This window comes from Geodermatophilus sp. SYSU D00867, assembly GCF_054050315.1.
In genome coordinates, this window is the sequence record NZ_JBJGZC010000001.1 from 415536 (window position 1) to 431354 (window position 15819).

Below are 15819 nucleotides of genomic sequence, written 5' to 3' on the forward strand. Positions count from 1 at the left end.
CTCAGGGGCCCGGCAGCACGCCGGGCCCTCCCGGTCGAGGCCGGGCTCCCGACGCTCCCGGTGCGTCGGGAGCCCGGCCTCTCGTCGTCCCGGGCCCGGTCGGGGACCGTCGGGCCCCGGTCAGGCCTTGAAGCCGGGCAGCCACTCCTCGAGGACGCCGCGGTAGTCGGCGGCGGCGTCGAGCTGGCAGAGCACGCCGATCGAGCCGATCGTCACCCGGTGGATGAGCAGGTAGGCCGGCGGCAGGTTGAGCTGGCGGCCCAGCTTGTTCGCCTCGCTGCGGGGGTCGGCGAGGCGGGCGGCCTGCTCCTGCATCCAGGCCCGGGTGAAGCGGAAGCCCGGACTCTCGACCGGCTCGAGCATCGGCCGCAGGTAGTCCAGCACGGCCTGGGCGTCGACCTCGATCCCCGGCCGCACGAACCCCTCGGCGCGCAGGTCGGTGAGCACCTCCTCGGCGCGGCCCTCCAGCGCCCAGCGCACCAGGCGGCCGATCGGCTCGGGCAGCCCGTCGGGCAGCCGGGCGGTGGCGCCGAAGTCGATGACCCCGAGGCGGCCGCCGTCGACGAGCCGGAAGTTGCCCGGGTGCGGGTCGGCGTGCAGCAGTCCGGCCCGTTGCGGGGCGGAGAAGTGCAGCACCGCCATGAGGTGGCCGGCGCGGTCGCGCTGCTCGCGGGTGCCCTCGGTGATGACCCGTGACAGCGGCAGCCCCTCCAGCCACTCCGACACGATCACCTTCGGCGCGCTGGCCACCACCCGCGGGACGACGATCTCCGGGTCGCCCGCGTAGGCGGCGGCGAACTGCCGCTGCGCGTCGGCCTCGAGCCCGTAGTCGAGCTCCTCGATCACCCGGGCGCGCAGTTCGGCGATCAGCGGCTTGACGTCCATGCCGGGGAACAGCGCGGCGAACAGCCGGGCGAAGCGGGACAGCTGGTTGAGGTCGGCCATCAGCGCGGTGGCCGCACCCGGGTACTGGATCTTCACGGCGACGTCGCGGCCGTCGCGCCAGGTGGCGCGGTGCACCTGGCCGATGCTGGCGGCCGCGGCCGGCTGGTCGTCGAACTCGCGGAAGCGGGTGCGCCACGTGCCGCCGAGCTGCTGGGCGAGCACCGCGTGCACGGTGCGCACCGGCATCGGCGGTGCCGCCTCCTGGAGCTTGACCAGCGCCTCGCGGTAGGGGGCGGCCACCTCCTCGGGGACGGCGGCCTCGAACACCGACAGCGTCTGGCCGAGCTTCATCGCCCCGCCCTTGAGCTGGCCCAGGACGGCGAACAGCTGCTCGGCGGTGCGCTGCTGCAGCTCCGCGGCGACCGCCTCGGACGACTGCCCCGACAGCCGCTTGCCGATCCCCAGCGTGGCGCGGCCGGCCGCACCCAGGGGGAGCGAGGCCAGCCGCGCGGTGCGCGAGATCGAGCCCCTGGGGATCCCCCGTGCGTCGTCGGTCACCGTGCCATTGTCCCCGACGCGGAGCCCGGGCCGCTGACGGAGCCGCGGTGGGCGTCACCCGGAGGGGCGGACGTCGCCGCACCCGCAGGACGGGTGCGGCGACCAGCGGCGCAGCCGCGGCACGAACCCCGGGGGCGCCAGCTCGACCGTGCCGGCCAGCGCCGCCGGGCTGCCGCTGCCCTCGAGGTAGGCCAGCGCCGTCTGCGCCGCGGCCAGCGCGGTCGCCCAGCAGGCGAGGGTGGACCCGCCGGGGACGTCGGCGGCGGTGAGCTGGGCGGCGAGCACCGGCCAGTGCGGATCGGCGTCGCGACGGCGCAGGTCGGCGCACCGCAGGCAGCCGGTGACGCCGGGGACCACCAGCGGCCCGACGACGCCGGTCTCGCCGCGGACGGCGGCGACCAGGTGCGCGACGCCGGCGTCCCGCAACCCGGCGACCAGCGGGTCGGAGGCCGCCCACGGCCGGGCGAGGACGACGAGGTCGGGGACGGCGCCCGGCGGCAGCGGGCGCAGGTCGGTGAGCGGACTGGCGCGGCGGACGGCGTCCGCGGCGGCGAGCGAGCGGGCCCGCCCCTCGTCGGCCGCGGTCAGCCCGCCGGCGACCGCGTCGGCCGCGGTGGCGACGCCGTCGTCGCGGACGTCGACCCGGCCCACGCCGCTGGCCGCCAGCAGCGTCGCCAGGGGGACGCCGACCCGGGTCGCGCCCTCGACCACGACCGTCGCGGCGCGCCGGGCGTGCCAGCGCACCGCGCCGTCGGGGTCCCGCGCGGCGGGCAGCTCCGCGGCGGTGCGGGCCGCGGCGGCCGGGCCGGCGTCGGAGGCCAGCAGGTCCGCGGCCTCGAGGTCGACCAGCGTGCCGGTGGCGCGCAGGTGGTCGAGCAGGGCGGCGACCGCGCGGGGGTCGAGACCGTCGCCGGCGGCGTCGGCCAGCACGGTCCGCTGGGGGCGCCGGCCGTCGAGGCCGCGCAGCAGGGCGGTCACCGCGGCCGGGGCGGAGCCGACCAGCACGCCGTCGCGCTCGACCCCGCCGACCTGGACGGCGTCGGGGGAGCGGCGCAGCAGCGGCGTGCCCGGGGGCAGCAGGGGGTGGGCGGTGTCGGACACCCGCGCAGGGTGGCAGGACCGGCCCGGCTCCCGCTGCCGTCGTCCACAGGGTCCGGGGACGACGACGGCGGCGCCCGCGGTGCGGGACGCCGCCGTCAGGAGGCAGTGCCTAGGCCTTGCCGAGGATCCGGTTCATCTTGGTGCCGCAGACCGGGCAGGTGCCCTGGGCCATCCGGCGGCCGGACTCGCTGACCTTGACCTCGCCGTCGAAGTCCCGCTTCTCCTTGCACTTCACGCAGTAGCCGTTGTAGCTCTCCGCCACGGTGCCTCCTCTTCCAGCTGCTCGGCACCCGTCCGGGCGCCGCCTCCGCGAACGCTACCCGGGCGGTCCCGTCCGACCCGTCCGGCCGGGGAGCCCGTCCCGCCGCGGTGCCCACAGCCTGTGGACAGCACTGTGGAGACGGTGGGGACCCCGCGGCGTGTCGCTGTGTGCAGCCGGGGGAGGGGCCGGTGCCCACCCGCCCGTCGCCGGCCCGTTCCACGCCCGTCACCTGCGCGGACACGTCTGGCGCCGCTGTGGACGGGGCGCGTCGCCGACGGGCTCCGGCTGTCCACCGTCCGTGCGACTCGTACCCGAGCGGGTGGCGCCCCTCCGCGCGTCGCCGGCGGCCGGTGGCTACCGTCCTCCCGTGCCCGGATCGACCCCCGCCCCCTCGCGCGGCCCCCTGTCCACGGACGGGCCGGTCGAGGTGCGCCGCAGCGCGCGCCGCCGTCGGACGGTGACCGCCTACCGCGAGTCGGGGCGGACGATCGTGCTCATCCCGGCGGCGTTCACGCCGGCCGAGGAGCGGCGCTGGGTGGCCCAGATGGTGGCCAAGCTGCAGACCCGGGAGGAGCGCCGCCGCCGCTCCCTGGGCGGCGACGACGAGCTCATGAGCCGCGCCCGCGCGCTGTCGGCCGCGCACCTCGACGGCGTGCCGCAGCCGACCAGCGTGCGGTGGGTGGACAACCAGCAGCGCCGCTGGGGCTCGTGCACCCCCGCCGACGGCAGCATCCGGCTGTCGAGCCGGCTGCGGTCGATGCCGGAGTACGTCGTCGACTACGTGCTGGTGCACGAGCTGGCGCACCTGCTCGAGGCCGCCCACGACGCGCGCTTCTGGGCGCTGGTGGCCCGCTACCCGCAGGCCGAGCGGGCCCGCGGTTTCCTCGAGGGCGTCGAGTCGGCCCGGGCCGACGGCGCCCGCGAGGACCACGGCGACCTGGTCGACTGACGGAGGACCCCTCGCCCCCCGCCGCTGGCAGGCTCGCGGCGGCGACCTGCGAGGGGGGCCGACCGCCACGCGATCGCGGGAGCCTCCGGCCCCCACTCCTCGCGGGGTGTCCTCAGCGGGTGGCGGAGTCCCCGTCCGGGCCCTCGCCGCTGTCGCCGCCGTCGCCGCTGTCGCCGCTGCCGCCGTCGGTGTCCTCGGCCGGGTCGGTCAGCGCGCGCAGCTCGTCGTCGAGGCCCTGGCGGGCGACGAAGTCCAGCGGCTCGTCGAGGTCGTCGGAGGTGGGCAGCAGGTCCGGGTGCGACCAGAGCCGGTCGCGGGCCCCGGTGCCGTGCTGCTGCGCCATGGCGCCCCAGACGGTGGCGGCGTCGCGCAGCCGGCGCGGCCGCAGCTGCAGGCCGACCAGCGTGGCGAAGGTCTGCTCGGCCGGGCCGCCCGAGGCGCGGCGGCGGCGCATCGTCTCGGCCAGCGCCCCGTGCCCGGGCAGCCGCTCGCCGGCCGCGGCCGCGACGACGGCGTCGACCCAGCCCTCGACCAGAGCCAGCAGCGTCTCCAGCCGGCGCAGCGCCATCTGCTGCTCCGGCGTCTCCTCCGGCTCGAGCAGCCCGCTGCCCAGCAGCTCCTGCAGCGCCTCGGGGTCGGACGGGTCGAAGCCGCCGCCCATCGAGCCCATCGCGTCGTTGAGCCCGCGCTCGATGGCCTCGCGGTCGATGGTGATGCCACGGGCGTAGGCGTGGACGGCGTCGTGCAGCTGCTGGCGCAGCCACGGCACGTGGGCGAACAGCCGCAGCGACGCGGCCTCGCGCAGCGCGAGGAACAGGCGGACCTCGTCGGCCGGGCGGTCCAGGCCCTCGGCGAACGCCGCGACGTTCTGCGGGACGAGCACCGCCGAGCCGGCCGGGGCCAGCGGCAGGCCGACCTCGGTGCCGGTGAGCACCTCGCCGGCGAGCCGGCCGAGGGCCTGCCCGACCTGGGCGCCGAACATCAGGCCGCCCATCCGCCCCATGATCCCGGCGAGCGGGCCGGCCACGGCCATGGCCTCCTGCGGCAGCGCGGAGGTCATGGCGGCCACGACCTTCTCGGCCAGTGGGTCGATGAGCGCGCCCCAGGCCGGCAGCGTCTGCTCGACCCACTCCACCCGGGACCACGCCAGCGCCCGGTCGGCGCCCGAGGGCAGGTCGGTGACCTGGTCCAGCCACAGGTCGGCCAGGCGCACCGCCTCGGTGACGGCGGCCCGCTCGGCCTCCGACGTCGGCTGGGTGCCGGTGGCCAGGGAGCTGATCGCGCCCTGCCGGGCGAGGTCCCAGTTGACCGGCCCGCCCGACCAGTTCATGAGCTTCTGCAGCTCGGCGAACAGCGGCATCTTGCCCAGCAGCTCCTCCGGGGTGCCGCCCCCGGCACCGCCCGGTCCGCCGAACCCGAACAGGGCGCCGAAGCCGAACGGGTCGCCGGCACCGGGCTGGTCCCGGCGCTCGGGGTCGCGGTCGGGGAGCCCGAATCCGAACGGCACGTCACTCATGCCCCCACGGTAGACGCGTGATCACCCCGCCGGAGCCCGAGCGCGGGCTCCGGCGTCCGCTCTCGGCGGACGCTGCCAGCCCGAGGTTCTACGCTGGCCGGTCGTGACCCGTCGGATCGCCGTCCTCGCCGTCGGTGTGGTGCTGCTGCTGGTCGCCGGCGTCCTCGGCGCGGCCCTGCCGGTGCCCTACGTCGCCCAGGTGCCCGGCCCGACCTTCAACACCCTCGGCGACATCGACGGCGACCCGGTCATCTCCGTCCGCGGCCGCGACCGCAACGACGTCACCGGCAACCTCAACCTCACCACCGTCGGCGTCGGCCGGGCGGGCCTGAGCCTGGTCGAGGCTGTCCGCGGCTGGTTCGACGACGAGATCAGCGTCGTGCCCGAGGAGTCGGTGTACCCGCCGGACCAGACCGAGGACGAGATCGAGCAGGCCAACCGGCAGGCCTTCCTCACCTCCGAGGAGTCCGCCGAGGCCGCGGCGCTCGGCCACCTCGGGTACCCGGTGAAGGTCGTCGTCCGGGGACTCTCCGGCGACGACTCCCCGTCGGACGGGCTGCTCGAGGAGGGCGACGCGATCGAGGCCGTCGACGGGCGGCCGACGCCGGACTCCGACGCGCTGGCCGCCGTCCTCGCCGCCATCCCGGCCGGCACGACCGTGGAGGTCGCCTACACCCGGCTCGGCCGGGCGGGCACGGCCACGGTCACCACGGGCGGGTCCTCCGACCGCGAGGGCTCGGTGCTCGGCGTGGTGGTGGGCGAGCAGCCCTCGGCGCCGTTCGACGTCGACATCGACGTCGCCGACGTCGGCGGCCCGTCGGCGGGCCTGATGCTCACCCTCGGCATCCTCGACCTGGTCGGCGACACCGACCTCACCGAGGGCGCCGTGGTGGCCGGCAGCGGCACGATCGACGCCCAGGGGACCGTCGGCCCGATCGGCGGCATCCAGCTGAAGATGGTCGCCGCCCAGGAGATCGGCGCCGAGCTGTTCCTCGTCCCGGCCGACAACTGCCCGGACGCGCTCGGGTCCCCGGCCACCGGCCTCACCCTGGCCCGGGTGGCCACCCTCGACGACGCCCTGACCGCCCTCGAGGACGTGCGGGAGGGGCGCACTCCCGCCGGCTGCTGACCGCCACCCGTCCCGGGACGGCCCGCGTGGGGGATGCTGTCGGCCAGCACGGGCTCCCCGGGGAACCCGGTGCCGCGCCGAGCGTTGGTCAGGGGCGACACCGGCCGCTCGTGCGCCAGCCCGGCGCCCGTGCCGACCGGCGCCCCACACGTCCGACCGCACGCGGTCGCCACACCGCGACGGCGCCCCCCGGGGCCCGCCGCACCTGCAACTGAAGGAGACCGCTCGTGGCCATGCGGCCCCCCGTGTCCGTGCCGACGCTGTCGCGGCGCGCGAAGGTGGTCATCGGGTCCATCGCCGTGCTGCTGGTGCTGTTCACGGCCATCGGGACGTTGACCAACGTCTACGTCGACTACCTCTGGTTCGACGAGACCGGGTACACCGAGGTCTTCTGGACCGAGCTCCAGACCCGGGCCCTGCTGTTCGCCGTGGCCGGCGTGGCCACCGGCGGGCTCACCGCGCTGGCGGTCTACCTGGCCTACCGGTTCCGCCCGGCGTTCCGGCCGATGTCGCTGGAGCAGCAGAACCTGGAGCGCTACCGGCAGTCGCTCGAGCCCCGCCGCACCCTGGTGCTGTCGGCGGTCGCGGTCGTCGTCGGCCTGTTCGCCGGGTTCACCGCGCAGGGCAGCTGGGAGACCTGGCTGACCTTCCGCAACTCGACGCCGTTCGGCGACGTCGACCCGCAGTTCGGCCTCGACCTGTCGTTCTTCGTCTTCGAGTACCCCTTCTACCGGCTGCTGCTGAGCTTCGGCTTCGCCATCGTGCTGCTGGCGCTGATCGGTTCGCTGCTCACCCACTACGTGTTCGGCGGCCTGCGGCTGCAGACGCCGGGGCAGAAGCTCACCGGCGCGGCGATGGTGCAGCTGTCGGTGCTGCTCGGCCTGTTCGTGGCGCTCAAGGCGGTCGCCTACTGGTTCGACCGCTACGGGCTGGTCTACTCCGACCGCGGCGAGCTGTTCAGCGGCGCGAGCTACACCGACGTCAACGCGCTGCTGCCGGCCAAGACGATCCTGGTGTTCGCGGCGGCGTTCTGCGCCGTCGCGTTCTTCGCCAACGTGGTCGTCCGCAACTTCCGGCTGCCGGCCGCCGCGCTGGTCCTGCTGCTGCTGTCCAGCCTGGTGATCGGCGTGGCCTACCCGGCGATCGTGCAGCAGTTCGTCGTCCGCCCGAGCGCCAACGAGCGCGAGGCCGACTACATCGAGCGGGCGATCGCCTCCACCCGCGAGGCCTACGACCTCACCGAGGTCGAGTACACGGACTTCGCCCAGGAGAACACCGGGGAGGACGTCGACACCGACGCCGCGCTGGCCGAGCTGCGCAACGACGACGCGACGATCCCGAACGCCCGCCTGCTCGACCCGAACGTGCTGGCCGGGACGTTCACCGCGCGCCAGCAGATCCGCAACGTGTACGGCTTCCCCGAGAAGCTCGACATCGACCGGTACACGATCGACGGCGAGACCCGCGACTACGTCGTCGCCGTCCGCGAGCTCGACAGCGGCAGCCTGTCGGAGAACCAGGACACCTGGATCAACCGGCACACCGTCTACACGCACGGCAACGGGTTCGTCGCCGCGCCGGCCAACCAGGTGGTCACCGGGCAGGAGGGCGGCGAGCCGAACTTCACCAGCCGCGACCTGCCCACCACCGGTGACATCGAGGTCGAGCAGGGCCGGATCTACTACGGCGAGCTGATCGACGACTACTCCGTCGTCGGGGCGCCCGAGGGGGCCGACGCCCGCGAGTTCGACCGGCCCGAGGACGGCTCCGAGGGCGAGGTCAACAACACCTACGACGGCGAGGGCGGCGTCGCGATCGGCAGCTTCTTCCGGCAGCTGACGTTCGCCATCTACTACCGCGAGCGCAACTTCCTGCTCTCCGGTGCGGTCAACGACGCCTCGAAGGTGCTCTACGTCCGCGATCCGCGCGAGCGGGTGGAGAAGGCCGCGCCGTTCCTCACCGTCGACGGCGACCCCTACCCGGCGGTGATCGACGGCCGCGTGCAGTGGATCCTCGACGGCTACACGACGTCGGACGCCTACCCGTACTCCGAGCGGATGGAGCTCGGCGAGGCGGCGCAGGACGCGCTCACCGGCCAGGGGACCGCGGCGCTGCCGAACGAGCAGTTCAACTACATCCGCAACTCGGTCAAGGCCACCGTGGACGCCTACGACGGCACCGTCCGGCTCTACGAGTGGGACGAGGACGACCCGGTGCTGAAGGCCTACATGGCCGCGTTCCCGGGCGTGATCGAGGAGCGGTCGGAGATGAGCGACGAGCTCATCGGCCACGTCCGCTACCCGGAGGACCTGTTCAAGCTGCAGCGGGACGTCCTCACCCGCTACCACGTGAGCGACCCGGGCGACTTCTACAGCCAGAACGACCGCTGGGCGGTGCCGGCCGACCCGACGCAGGACACGCAGACCGAGGAGGCGCAGCCGCCGTACTACATCCTCGCCGCGCGGCCGGGCGAGCCGGACGCGACGTTCCAGCTGACCAGCGCGCTGAACGCCTTCCGCAGGCAGAACCTCTCGGCGTTCATCTCCGCCTCCAGCGACCCGGACACCTACGGCTCGATCCAGGTGCTCCGGCTGCCCGGCAACACGCCCTTCCGCGGGCCCCAGCAGGTGCAGCAGTCGTTCAACACCAACGACGAGGTCGCCCGGGACCTGACGCTGTTCAACAGCGAGGACTCGCAGGCGGTGTTCGGGAACCTGCTGACGCTGCCCATCGGGGAGAACGGCCTGCTCTACGTGCAGCCGCTGTACGTGGAGGGGACCGGGCAGAACTCGTTCCCGCTGCTGCGCAAGGTGCTGGTCAACTACGGCGGACGGGTCGGCTACGCCGACACCCTCTCCGACGCGCTGGACCAGGTCTTCGGGGCCGGGGCGGGGGACACCGCGACCGACTCCGACGACGCCGGGACCACCCCGGACACCGAGGAGCCGACGCCGGCCGAGCCGACCACGCCCGCGGAGCCGACCACGCCGGCCGAGCCGACGACGCCGCCGGCCGACGGGTCGGACACGGCGCTGGACCAGGCGGTCGCCGACCTCGACGCGGCGCTGCAGCGGCTGGCCGAGGCCCAGCGCAGCGGCGACTTCGCCGCGCAGGGCCAGGCGCTGGCCGACCTGCAGCGGGCGGTCGAGGCCTACGAGGCGGCCCAGGGCGCGGCCGCGGCGCCGGCCACGCCGACCGGCTGAGCCGCGCGGGCGGGGGTGTGCCGACCCGGTGCACCCCCGCCCCGCGACCGGGTGTAGGGTGGTCTCACCGACGCGGGGTGGAGCAGCTCGGTAGCTCGCTGGGCTCATAACCCAGAGGTCGCAGGTTCGAATCCTGCCCCCGCTACCAGACGACAGGGGCCCTCACAATGACTGTGAGGGCCCCTGTCGCATGTGCATGCACCTCACCGCGGGCGCACCGGGGATGCTCGCCACACAGGGGCGGGGTCCCGCCCCCGTCCGCCGGACGTCGGGCAGCATGCGTGGCCGTGGCAGCACAGCCTGACGACGCAGGGCCGGCGCGGGTCTTCCTGGTCGACGACCACAAGGTGGTCCGCACCGGGCTGGCGGCCTACCTGGCGACCGAGCCGGGGATGACGGTGGTCGGCGAGGCCGACGACGGCAGGCGGGCGCTCGATGCACTGGCCGTCCTGGAGGGCGCCGGGGAGCGGACGACTGGCTCCACGGGCACCCGTCCGCCGCCTACCGCGACGCCGCCGACGCCGTCCTGGCCGCCTGGCGGGCCCCGGGCGCCGTGGCGCGAACGCTGACGATCTCCCTCGGCCCGGTGCCGGCGCCGCTGGGCGCGGTCATCGAGCTGACCGAGGTCGTCGTCCACGGACTCGACCTCGCCGTCGCCACCGACCGTCTCGAACAGATCGACCAGGCGCGGGCCGAGTGGCTGCTCGCGTTGATGGAGGGCATGGGGTTCGATGCGTTCCGGTTGCCCGGGGTGTTCGGACCTGCGGTGCCCGTACCCGCTGCTGCCCCGGTGCACCTGCGGCTGCTGGGCTTCCTCGGCCGTGGCCTCCCGGCCGCAGAGCCGCTGCCGGCCTGAGCGATCCGTGGCCGTCGGCCCCGACCACCGGAGGGAAGCGGAGGCGAGCCACGTGGCCGGGTCCACCACCGGGAGCCGTCGTCGCCGGCTGCAGACCCGGACGGGGCCGGTGAGCTGCGTCGACAGCGGCTCCGGCGCGCCCGCCGTCGTGTTCATCGGCGGGGCTGGCGGTCCGGCGATCACCTGGGGACCGGTCCGCGCGCGGGTGGCCGCGTCCACCCGCGCGCTCGCCCTCGCCTCCCGCACGTCGACGGCGCTGGCCACCGCCTCCGTCGGGGCGTTCCCCAACTGCTGGCCCGGCTGCCCTCCGTGCCGCTGGGAGCGGTCGACCGACTGCCTCAGCCGTACCGCGCCCAGGCCCGTCGGCTCGGTGCGCGCCACGGCAGCCTCCACACGGCAGCGGCCGAGTTCGCCGGCATGGAGGCCGCCCGACTCGAGGACCTGACGCAGGGCTCGCAACGGGCACTCGCGGCGCTCCCGGGCCACGGCCGGCTCCTCCTGGCCGACACCGGGCGCGACGCCCACGCCGACGCGCCCGACACGGTCGCCGGCGCCGTGCTGGACGTCGTCGCCGAGGTCAGAGGCCGATCCGGCGGCCCGGTCCCAGCGCGAGCAGTTCATGATCCGCCAACGCGTCTCCGCCGAACGAGCGGCACCGCCCCGGCCCAGCACCGCCTGCCCGAGCGGTCGTCGCTCATGTTGCTGGAGCCGGGTCAGCACGCCCGGAACCGCGTAGCCGCAGCCGAGGCGGTCACTGCGGTGGGGGACCAGCGTTCGGTCGGAGCGACGTGGGCCGGAGGAGGGAGGTCACTGCCTCGGCGACTGCGTCGGGATGGGCCATGTGGATGTTGTGCCGGCGGTCGTCGAAGACGCGGTGGATGCTGCACGTGGATCGGGTGGCCAGTTCGCGGTGCATCGCCACCCACTCCTCGCCCCACGCGCGGCTGGTCAGCACCACGAGCGGCAGGTCGCCGAACTGGGGCCGTCCCACACCGGCGGTGCGCCGCCGCGCCTCGCGGGCGCAGGACAGGACTGAGCGCAGTTCCGCTCCGGCCGCACCCCGGAGGCCGAAGCTGCGGGCGACCGAGGTGACCCACTCGCGGCGCTGGCCGGCGCTGAGCCGCGCCTCGAACGTGCGTTGCTCCGGGTAGAGGGGCAACGCCCGCAGGCGCAGGAGTGCCCGCACCACGCCGAACGGCGCGAGGCCTCGCAGCAGGTGGGCGAGCACGCCGGAGACGGCGAAGCCGACCTGCACCGCGCGGTCGTCCGCGATCTGCTCCGGGGTGGCGTCGACCTGCACGAGGCCGGCCAGCCGGTCGGGGTGCTGCTGCGCGTGCAGGCGTGCGATCAGGCCCCCGAGGGAGTGCCCGACCAGCACGTAGGGGCCCTCGGGCAGGCAGGCGTCGAGCACGGCCTGCAGCTCGTCGAGGTAGCCCTGCACGGTCGGAGCCGGGCCAGGTCGGCCGCGGCCCAGGCCGGCCCGGTCGTAGGTGATCACGCGGGTGTGGTTCGCCAGCAGGTCGGCGGCCGGTGTCCACGATGCCTGGCAGTCACCGGCCCCGGTGACGATGACCGCGGCCGCCGAGGCCGGCGTAGGACGGGTACCGCGGACGGTGACCGCCACCATGTGACTGCCGACGTCGACGCAGCGGTGAACTGTCTCGGGGAGGGTGCCCTGATCGGCGGGCGCGGCCGGCCCCACCGCTCCCTGCAGCGTGGCCGACGCGGTCCTCACCGGTCCTGCTCCGGACCTGCGGTGCTGCGGGCGATCTCCACCGTGTGGAAGCCGGGAGTGGGGGAGAGGTCGGTCATCCGGGCGGCGAGCGCGGCGAACTCGGGGCCGGCGACGGCGGACCGCCAGGTCTCGACCGAGGCGAGTTCGGCCACGTGGACGTGGCGGGAGCGGGCCTGCGGTCCGAGCGCCTCGTGCAGGCGGGTGGTGCGGTAGCCGCCCGTGCTGCGGAGCAGGTCGTCGGCCTGCCGCCACGGCTGCAGGAAGCGCTCGTCTCGCTCGGGGGTGACCTCGAAGCAGTTGATCAGGGTCCCGGGGCTCATGGGGTCCTCCTCGTGTGCCGCGGTCAGGTCAGGCGCCGGGGGCCGGTTGGGGCCGGGTCTGCGAGCGGGCGGAGCGGGCGACGAGGTAGCCGACCGCGGCCGCCCAGGCGAGCAGGAGCAGCAGGGAGATCTCGAGCACCGGCACCAGGGCGTCGACGCCGACCAGCGCCGCGCTGCCCACCAGCAGCAGCAGAACCAGGACGGCCGCGGTGACCTGCAGCCAGCGGGCCGCGGCGCCGGCTCGAGCGGCGGCGGTGGTCGCGACCGCGGCGAAGGCGGCGAGCAGGGCGATCTTGAGCACGTCGACGAAGTCGATGGCGAGCAGCAGCGTGCGGCTGGTCGTGGCGGCGTGCTCGCCGACGACCGCGGTGACGGCGAGGGCGAACTGCAGGAGGGACAGCGCTGCGGCGGTGATGCCGATGCCGACCACGGCCCGGCGCAGTCCGCCGCGGACGCCGGTGACCCGGGCGAGCCCGATCGTGAGTCCGGCGAGGGCGAGGCCGGCGGTGCCGTGCACGAGCAGCGCGGACGACACGACGGCCGGTCCGGAATCGGCGTAGAAGCCGGCGATCTCCGCAGGTGGCGCGTCGCGCTCCGGCGCAGCCGGCGCCAGCAGCAGCCCGGCGATCCAGGACAGCACGTAGGCGGCAGCGGCGACCGCGGGGGCGTTGGGCGAGCGCACGGCGACGGGGACGGGGACGGGGACGGTGGTGGACACGGCGGATCTCCTCCGGGACGGGATGGTCACTGGTTCCAGACGGCGAGCAGCGCGGCGTTGCCGACGGCGAGCGCGGCCACCGCAGCGGTGGCGGGCAGGCGGGCACCGAGCCGCCGCAGGGCGGTGAGGCCGAGGGCGAGGGCGCCCAGCTGGGCGGCCACCCGTACCGGCTGCGGCACGGACCCGCCGTGCACGAGCAGCACCCAGCCGACCGCCACGGCACCGGGGACCAGCACGACGGCGGCCAGCCGGGCGGCGGGCGACCGGGCGCCTCGCCAGGCGGCGACGGCGACGAGGGCCAGCAGTCCCAGCTCCAGTCCGAAGCGGACGGCGAGGTTGAGGTCCTGCGCTGCGGTGAGCATGCGGAAACGGTGCCGCCGTCGGGCCGTCGGATCGTCGGCGCGCGGGTTGGTCTCCGGCGTCCACCCGTGGGTGGAGACTGTCGCCCGTGCACGGGCAGCGGCGGTGGGTCCTCCCGGTGGGGCTCGCCGTCGTCGCGCTGGTGGTGGTCGCCAACGCCGGCAGCAGCGTCGGGCTCGGGACCTCCGGCGACGCGCTGGTCGTCACGTTGTCGGTGGCGGTCTACGCCGCGGCGGCCCTGGTCTTCCTGCTCTGGTTCGACGCGCCGGTCCGGACCACCGTGGTGCTGCTGCTGGTGATGGCCGTGGCCTCGGCCGCCGCCCGGCACGGCGACCCGACCGGCACCGGCGGCATCGGGCTCTACCTGGGCGTGGCCTACGCGCCGCTGCGGCTGCCGCGCCGAACGGCCGCGACGGTCGCCGCGGTCAGCGTGGTCCTCTTCGACGTCGTGCTGGCGTTGGAGGCGCCGAACGCCGGGGTCTTCATCACCGTGGTGACCGGCGGTGCGGCGCTGTTCTTCCTGTTCGGCCTGCTGCTGCGCAGCGAGCAGGAGCAGCGCGCGCGGGCCGATCAGCTGGTCGTGCAGCTCGAGCGCAGCCGGGAGGCGGAGAAGGCCTCCGCAGCGCTGGCCGAGCGCACCCGCATCTCGCGGGAGATGCACGACGTCCTCGCGCACACGCTGTCCGCGCTGGTCCTGCAGCTGGAGGCCCTCGCCGTCCGGGCCGAGCGCGCGGCCGACCCGCTGGCCGGCGGCCTGGCCCGCGCGCACCAGCTGGCGCGCGGCGGGCTGGTCGAGGCCCGGCGGGCGGTGTCCACGCTGCGAGGGGGCGTCGTGCCCGGACCCGACGCGCTGGCGGAGCTGCTCGCGCAGCACCAGGCGGCCACCGGGACGCCGTGCGCGCTCGACGTCCGCGGCGAACCGGTGCCGCTGGCTCCCGAGGCGTCCCTCGCCGTCTACCGCACCGTGCAGGAGGCGCTGACCAACGCCCGCAAGCACGCGGCCGGCGCGCCGGTGCGCGTCCGGCTGGACTGGCGGCCCGACGGCGTGGTGGTCGAGGTCCACGACGGCGGCGGCCGCGAGCGGGCCGCGCTGCACGGGACCGGCGGCGGGCACGGCCTGTCCGGCCTGGCCGAGCGCGCGGCCCTGCTCGGCGGGCGGCTGCACGCCGGGCCGGTCGACGGCGGGTTCCACGTCCACCTCGAGGTCCCGGCGTGATCCGCGTCCTGGTCGTCGACGACCAGCGCCTGGTGCGCGAGGGGCTGACGGCGCTGCTCGAGCTGGTCGAGGACCTCGAGCTCGTCGGCGTCGCCGAGCACGGCGCGCAGGCGCTCGACCAGGTCGCCGAACAGCAGCCCGACGTCGTCCTGATGGACCTGCGGATGCCGGTGATGGACGGGGTCGAGGCCACCCGCCGGATCCGCCGGGACCACCCCGACGTCGAGGTCGTGGTGCTCACCACGCACGCCGACGACGACTCCGTTCTCGCCGCCCTCCGCGCCGGCGCCCGCGGCTACCTGACGAAGGACGCCGGGATGGCCGAGATCGCCCGCGCCGTCGCCGCTGCCGATGCCGGGCAGGCGCTGCTGGACCCGCAGGTGCAGGCCCGGTTGCTGCAGGGCCTCGCCGGCGAGCGCCGTCCCGGCGGCCCGCTCACCGACCGGGAGACCGAGGTGCTGGCGCTCATCGCCGGCGGGCTCTCCAACACGGAGATCGCAGCGCGGCTGGTGGTCTCCGAGGCGACGGTCAAGACGCACATCAACCGGGTCTTCGCCAAGACCGGTGCGCGCGACCGCGCCCAGGCAGTCCGATGGGCCTACCGGCACGGAGTCGCCCAGCCGTAGCCGGGGGCCGCAGCCGCACCGCCACACGACGCGACGGGGCGGCGAGGCAGGTGGACGTGCCGCCGCACCGGCGAGATCGCACTGTCCGCCAGCGGTGTCGTGGTCACCGCCGCGTCCCGGCGTTCCAGGACGGCAGGTCGGGAGCCGGACCACGCCGGGGGTGTGCAGCTGCGTGGGCAGGTGCTGGTGACCTCCGGGAACGGCCGAGGCGCTACAGCGAGAGCGGTGGTCCGGCCGGTCCCCCCGCTACTCCGAACGGCACCGGGGGCCCCCCCCCCCCCCGGGGGGGGGGGGGGGGGGGGGCCCCCCCCCCGGGCGCGGGGGGGGCTGGGTGCGGGTGGCCGCGCTTGGGGGCGGGGTGGGGGGGATCGGGCGCGGCCGGGCT

General features: G+C 75.7%; 14 protein-coding genes, 1 tRNA gene and 1 pseudogene. 8 read left to right on the forward strand and 8 right to left on the reverse strand.

Features of this window, described 5'->3' with window-relative positions:
- Positions 1-120: 120 nt before the first annotated feature.
- The 3 genes from ACI8AK_RS02040 to ACI8AK_RS02050 form a co-directional block, all read right to left on the reverse strand.
- Positions 121-1443 carry an ABC1 kinase family protein gene (locus ACI8AK_RS02040; protein WP_387990333.1) on the reverse strand — a complete coding sequence of 441 codons (1323 nt, stop codon included), beginning with the start codon at positions 1441-1443 and terminating at the stop codon, positions 121-123.
- A gap of 54 nt (positions 1444-1497) precedes the next feature.
- On the reverse strand, positions 1498-2544 hold the full coding sequence (locus ACI8AK_RS02045) for a ThiF family adenylyltransferase (protein ID WP_456950855.1): 1047 nt from the start codon (positions 2542-2544) through the stop codon (positions 1498-1500).
- A 109-nt stretch (positions 2545-2653) separates the two neighbouring features.
- Positions 2654-2806 carry a DUF5679 domain-containing protein gene (locus ACI8AK_RS02050; RefSeq protein WP_012950213.1) on the reverse strand — a complete coding sequence of 51 codons (153 nt, stop codon included), beginning with the start codon at positions 2804-2806 and terminating at the stop codon, positions 2654-2656.
- A gap of 367 nt (positions 2807-3173) precedes the next feature.
- Between ACI8AK_RS02050 and ACI8AK_RS02055 the strand changes: the two genes are divergently transcribed.
- Positions 3174-3755, forward strand: coding sequence for a M48 metallopeptidase family protein (locus tag ACI8AK_RS02055; protein WP_456950854.1), 582 nt, complete (start codon positions 3174-3176; stop codon positions 3753-3755).
- A gap of 112 nt (positions 3756-3867) precedes the next feature.
- Here ACI8AK_RS02055 and ACI8AK_RS02060 read toward each other — a convergent pair whose 3' ends face one another.
- The gene (locus ACI8AK_RS02060; protein ID WP_456954944.1) at positions 3868-5271 is read right to left on the reverse strand and encodes a zinc-dependent metalloprotease; all 1404 of its coding nucleotides are present in this window, start codon (positions 5269-5271) and stop codon (positions 3868-3870) included.
- Positions 5272-5374: 103 nt separating this feature from the next.
- On the opposite strand from ACI8AK_RS02060, the gene ACI8AK_RS02065 reads away from it, so the two are divergent.
- The 5 genes and pseudogenes from ACI8AK_RS02065 to ACI8AK_RS02085 all read left to right on the forward strand — a co-directional run.
- Entirely contained in the window at positions 5375-6400 is a 1026-nt protein-coding gene (locus tag ACI8AK_RS02065; RefSeq protein WP_456950852.1) for a YlbL family protein, read from the forward strand.
- Positions 6401-6633: 233 nt separating this feature from the next.
- Positions 6634-9603 (forward strand): UPF0182 family membrane protein, encoded by a 2970-nt coding sequence (locus ACI8AK_RS02070; protein WP_456954954.1) that lies wholly within the window; start codon positions 6634-6636, stop codon positions 9601-9603.
- 71 nt (positions 9604-9674) lie between these two features.
- Positions 9675-9751, forward strand: a tRNA-Met gene (locus tag ACI8AK_RS02075).
- Positions 9752-9890: 139 nt separating this feature from the next.
- Positions 9891-10172, forward strand: coding sequence for a response regulator transcription factor (locus tag ACI8AK_RS02080; RefSeq protein WP_387990316.1), 282 nt, complete (start codon positions 9891-9893; stop codon positions 10170-10172).
- Positions 10115-10459, forward strand: a pseudogene (locus tag ACI8AK_RS02085) (TIGR03086 family metal-binding protein); the annotation flags it as partial. The gene ACI8AK_RS02080 and the pseudogene ACI8AK_RS02085, both read left to right, overlap by 58 nt.
- A gap of 751 nt (positions 10460-11210) precedes the next feature.
- Here the strand turns inward: ACI8AK_RS02085 and ACI8AK_RS02090 are convergent.
- From ACI8AK_RS02090 to ACI8AK_RS02105, 4 genes are read right to left on the reverse strand one after another with little or no spacing between them, the layout of a single operon-like run.
- Positions 11211-12194, reverse strand: coding sequence for an alpha/beta fold hydrolase (locus ACI8AK_RS02090; RefSeq protein ID WP_456954945.1), 984 nt, complete (start codon positions 12192-12194; stop codon positions 11211-11213).
- Positions 12191-12514, reverse strand: coding sequence for an antibiotic biosynthesis monooxygenase family protein (locus ACI8AK_RS02095; RefSeq protein WP_456954946.1), 324 nt, complete (start codon positions 12512-12514; stop codon positions 12191-12193). Before ACI8AK_RS02095 ends, ACI8AK_RS02090 begins: the two co-directional genes overlap by 4 nt.
- 28 nt (positions 12515-12542) lie before the next feature.
- Complete coding sequence (locus ACI8AK_RS02100; RefSeq protein WP_456954947.1) at positions 12543-13232, reverse strand: hypothetical protein; 690 nt, start codon at positions 13230-13232, stop codon at positions 12543-12545.
- 26 nt (positions 13233-13258) lie between these two features.
- Entirely contained in the window at positions 13259-13594 is a 336-nt protein-coding gene (locus ACI8AK_RS02105; RefSeq protein WP_456954948.1) for a DUF2568 domain-containing protein, read from the reverse strand.
- Between the two features lie 86 nt (positions 13595-13680).
- On the opposite strand from ACI8AK_RS02105, the gene ACI8AK_RS02110 reads away from it, so the two are divergent.
- Together ACI8AK_RS02110 and ACI8AK_RS02115 are read left to right on the forward strand one after the other, a co-directional pair.
- Positions 13681-14808 (forward strand): sensor histidine kinase, encoded by a 1128-nt coding sequence (locus ACI8AK_RS02110; RefSeq protein WP_387990304.1) that lies wholly within the window; start codon positions 13681-13683, stop codon positions 14806-14808.
- Positions 14805-15434, forward strand: a complete 630-nt coding sequence (locus ACI8AK_RS02115) for a response regulator transcription factor (protein ID WP_387990301.1) — start codon at positions 14805-14807, stop codon at positions 15432-15434. The genes ACI8AK_RS02110 and ACI8AK_RS02115 overlap by 4 nt, the downstream gene beginning before the upstream one ends.
- Positions 15435-15819 lie beyond the last annotated feature (385 nt).

Coding starts and splice junctions, on each gene's coding strand:
- ACI8AK_RS02070 (WP_456954954.1), top strand. CDS start 6,634: ATGCGGCCCCCCGTGTCCGTGCCGACGCTGTCGCGGCGCGCGAAGGTG.
- ACI8AK_RS02105 (WP_456954948.1), bottom strand. CDS start 13,594: ATGCTCACCGCAGCGCAGGACCTCAACCTCGCCGTCCGCTTCGGACTG.
- ACI8AK_RS02095 (WP_456954946.1), bottom strand. CDS start 12,514: ATGAGCCCCGGGACCCTGATCAACTGCTTCGAGGTCACCCCCGAGCGA.
- ACI8AK_RS02060 (WP_456954944.1), bottom strand. CDS start 5,271: ATGAGTGACGTGCCGTTCGGATTCGGGCTCCCCGACCGCGACCCCGAG.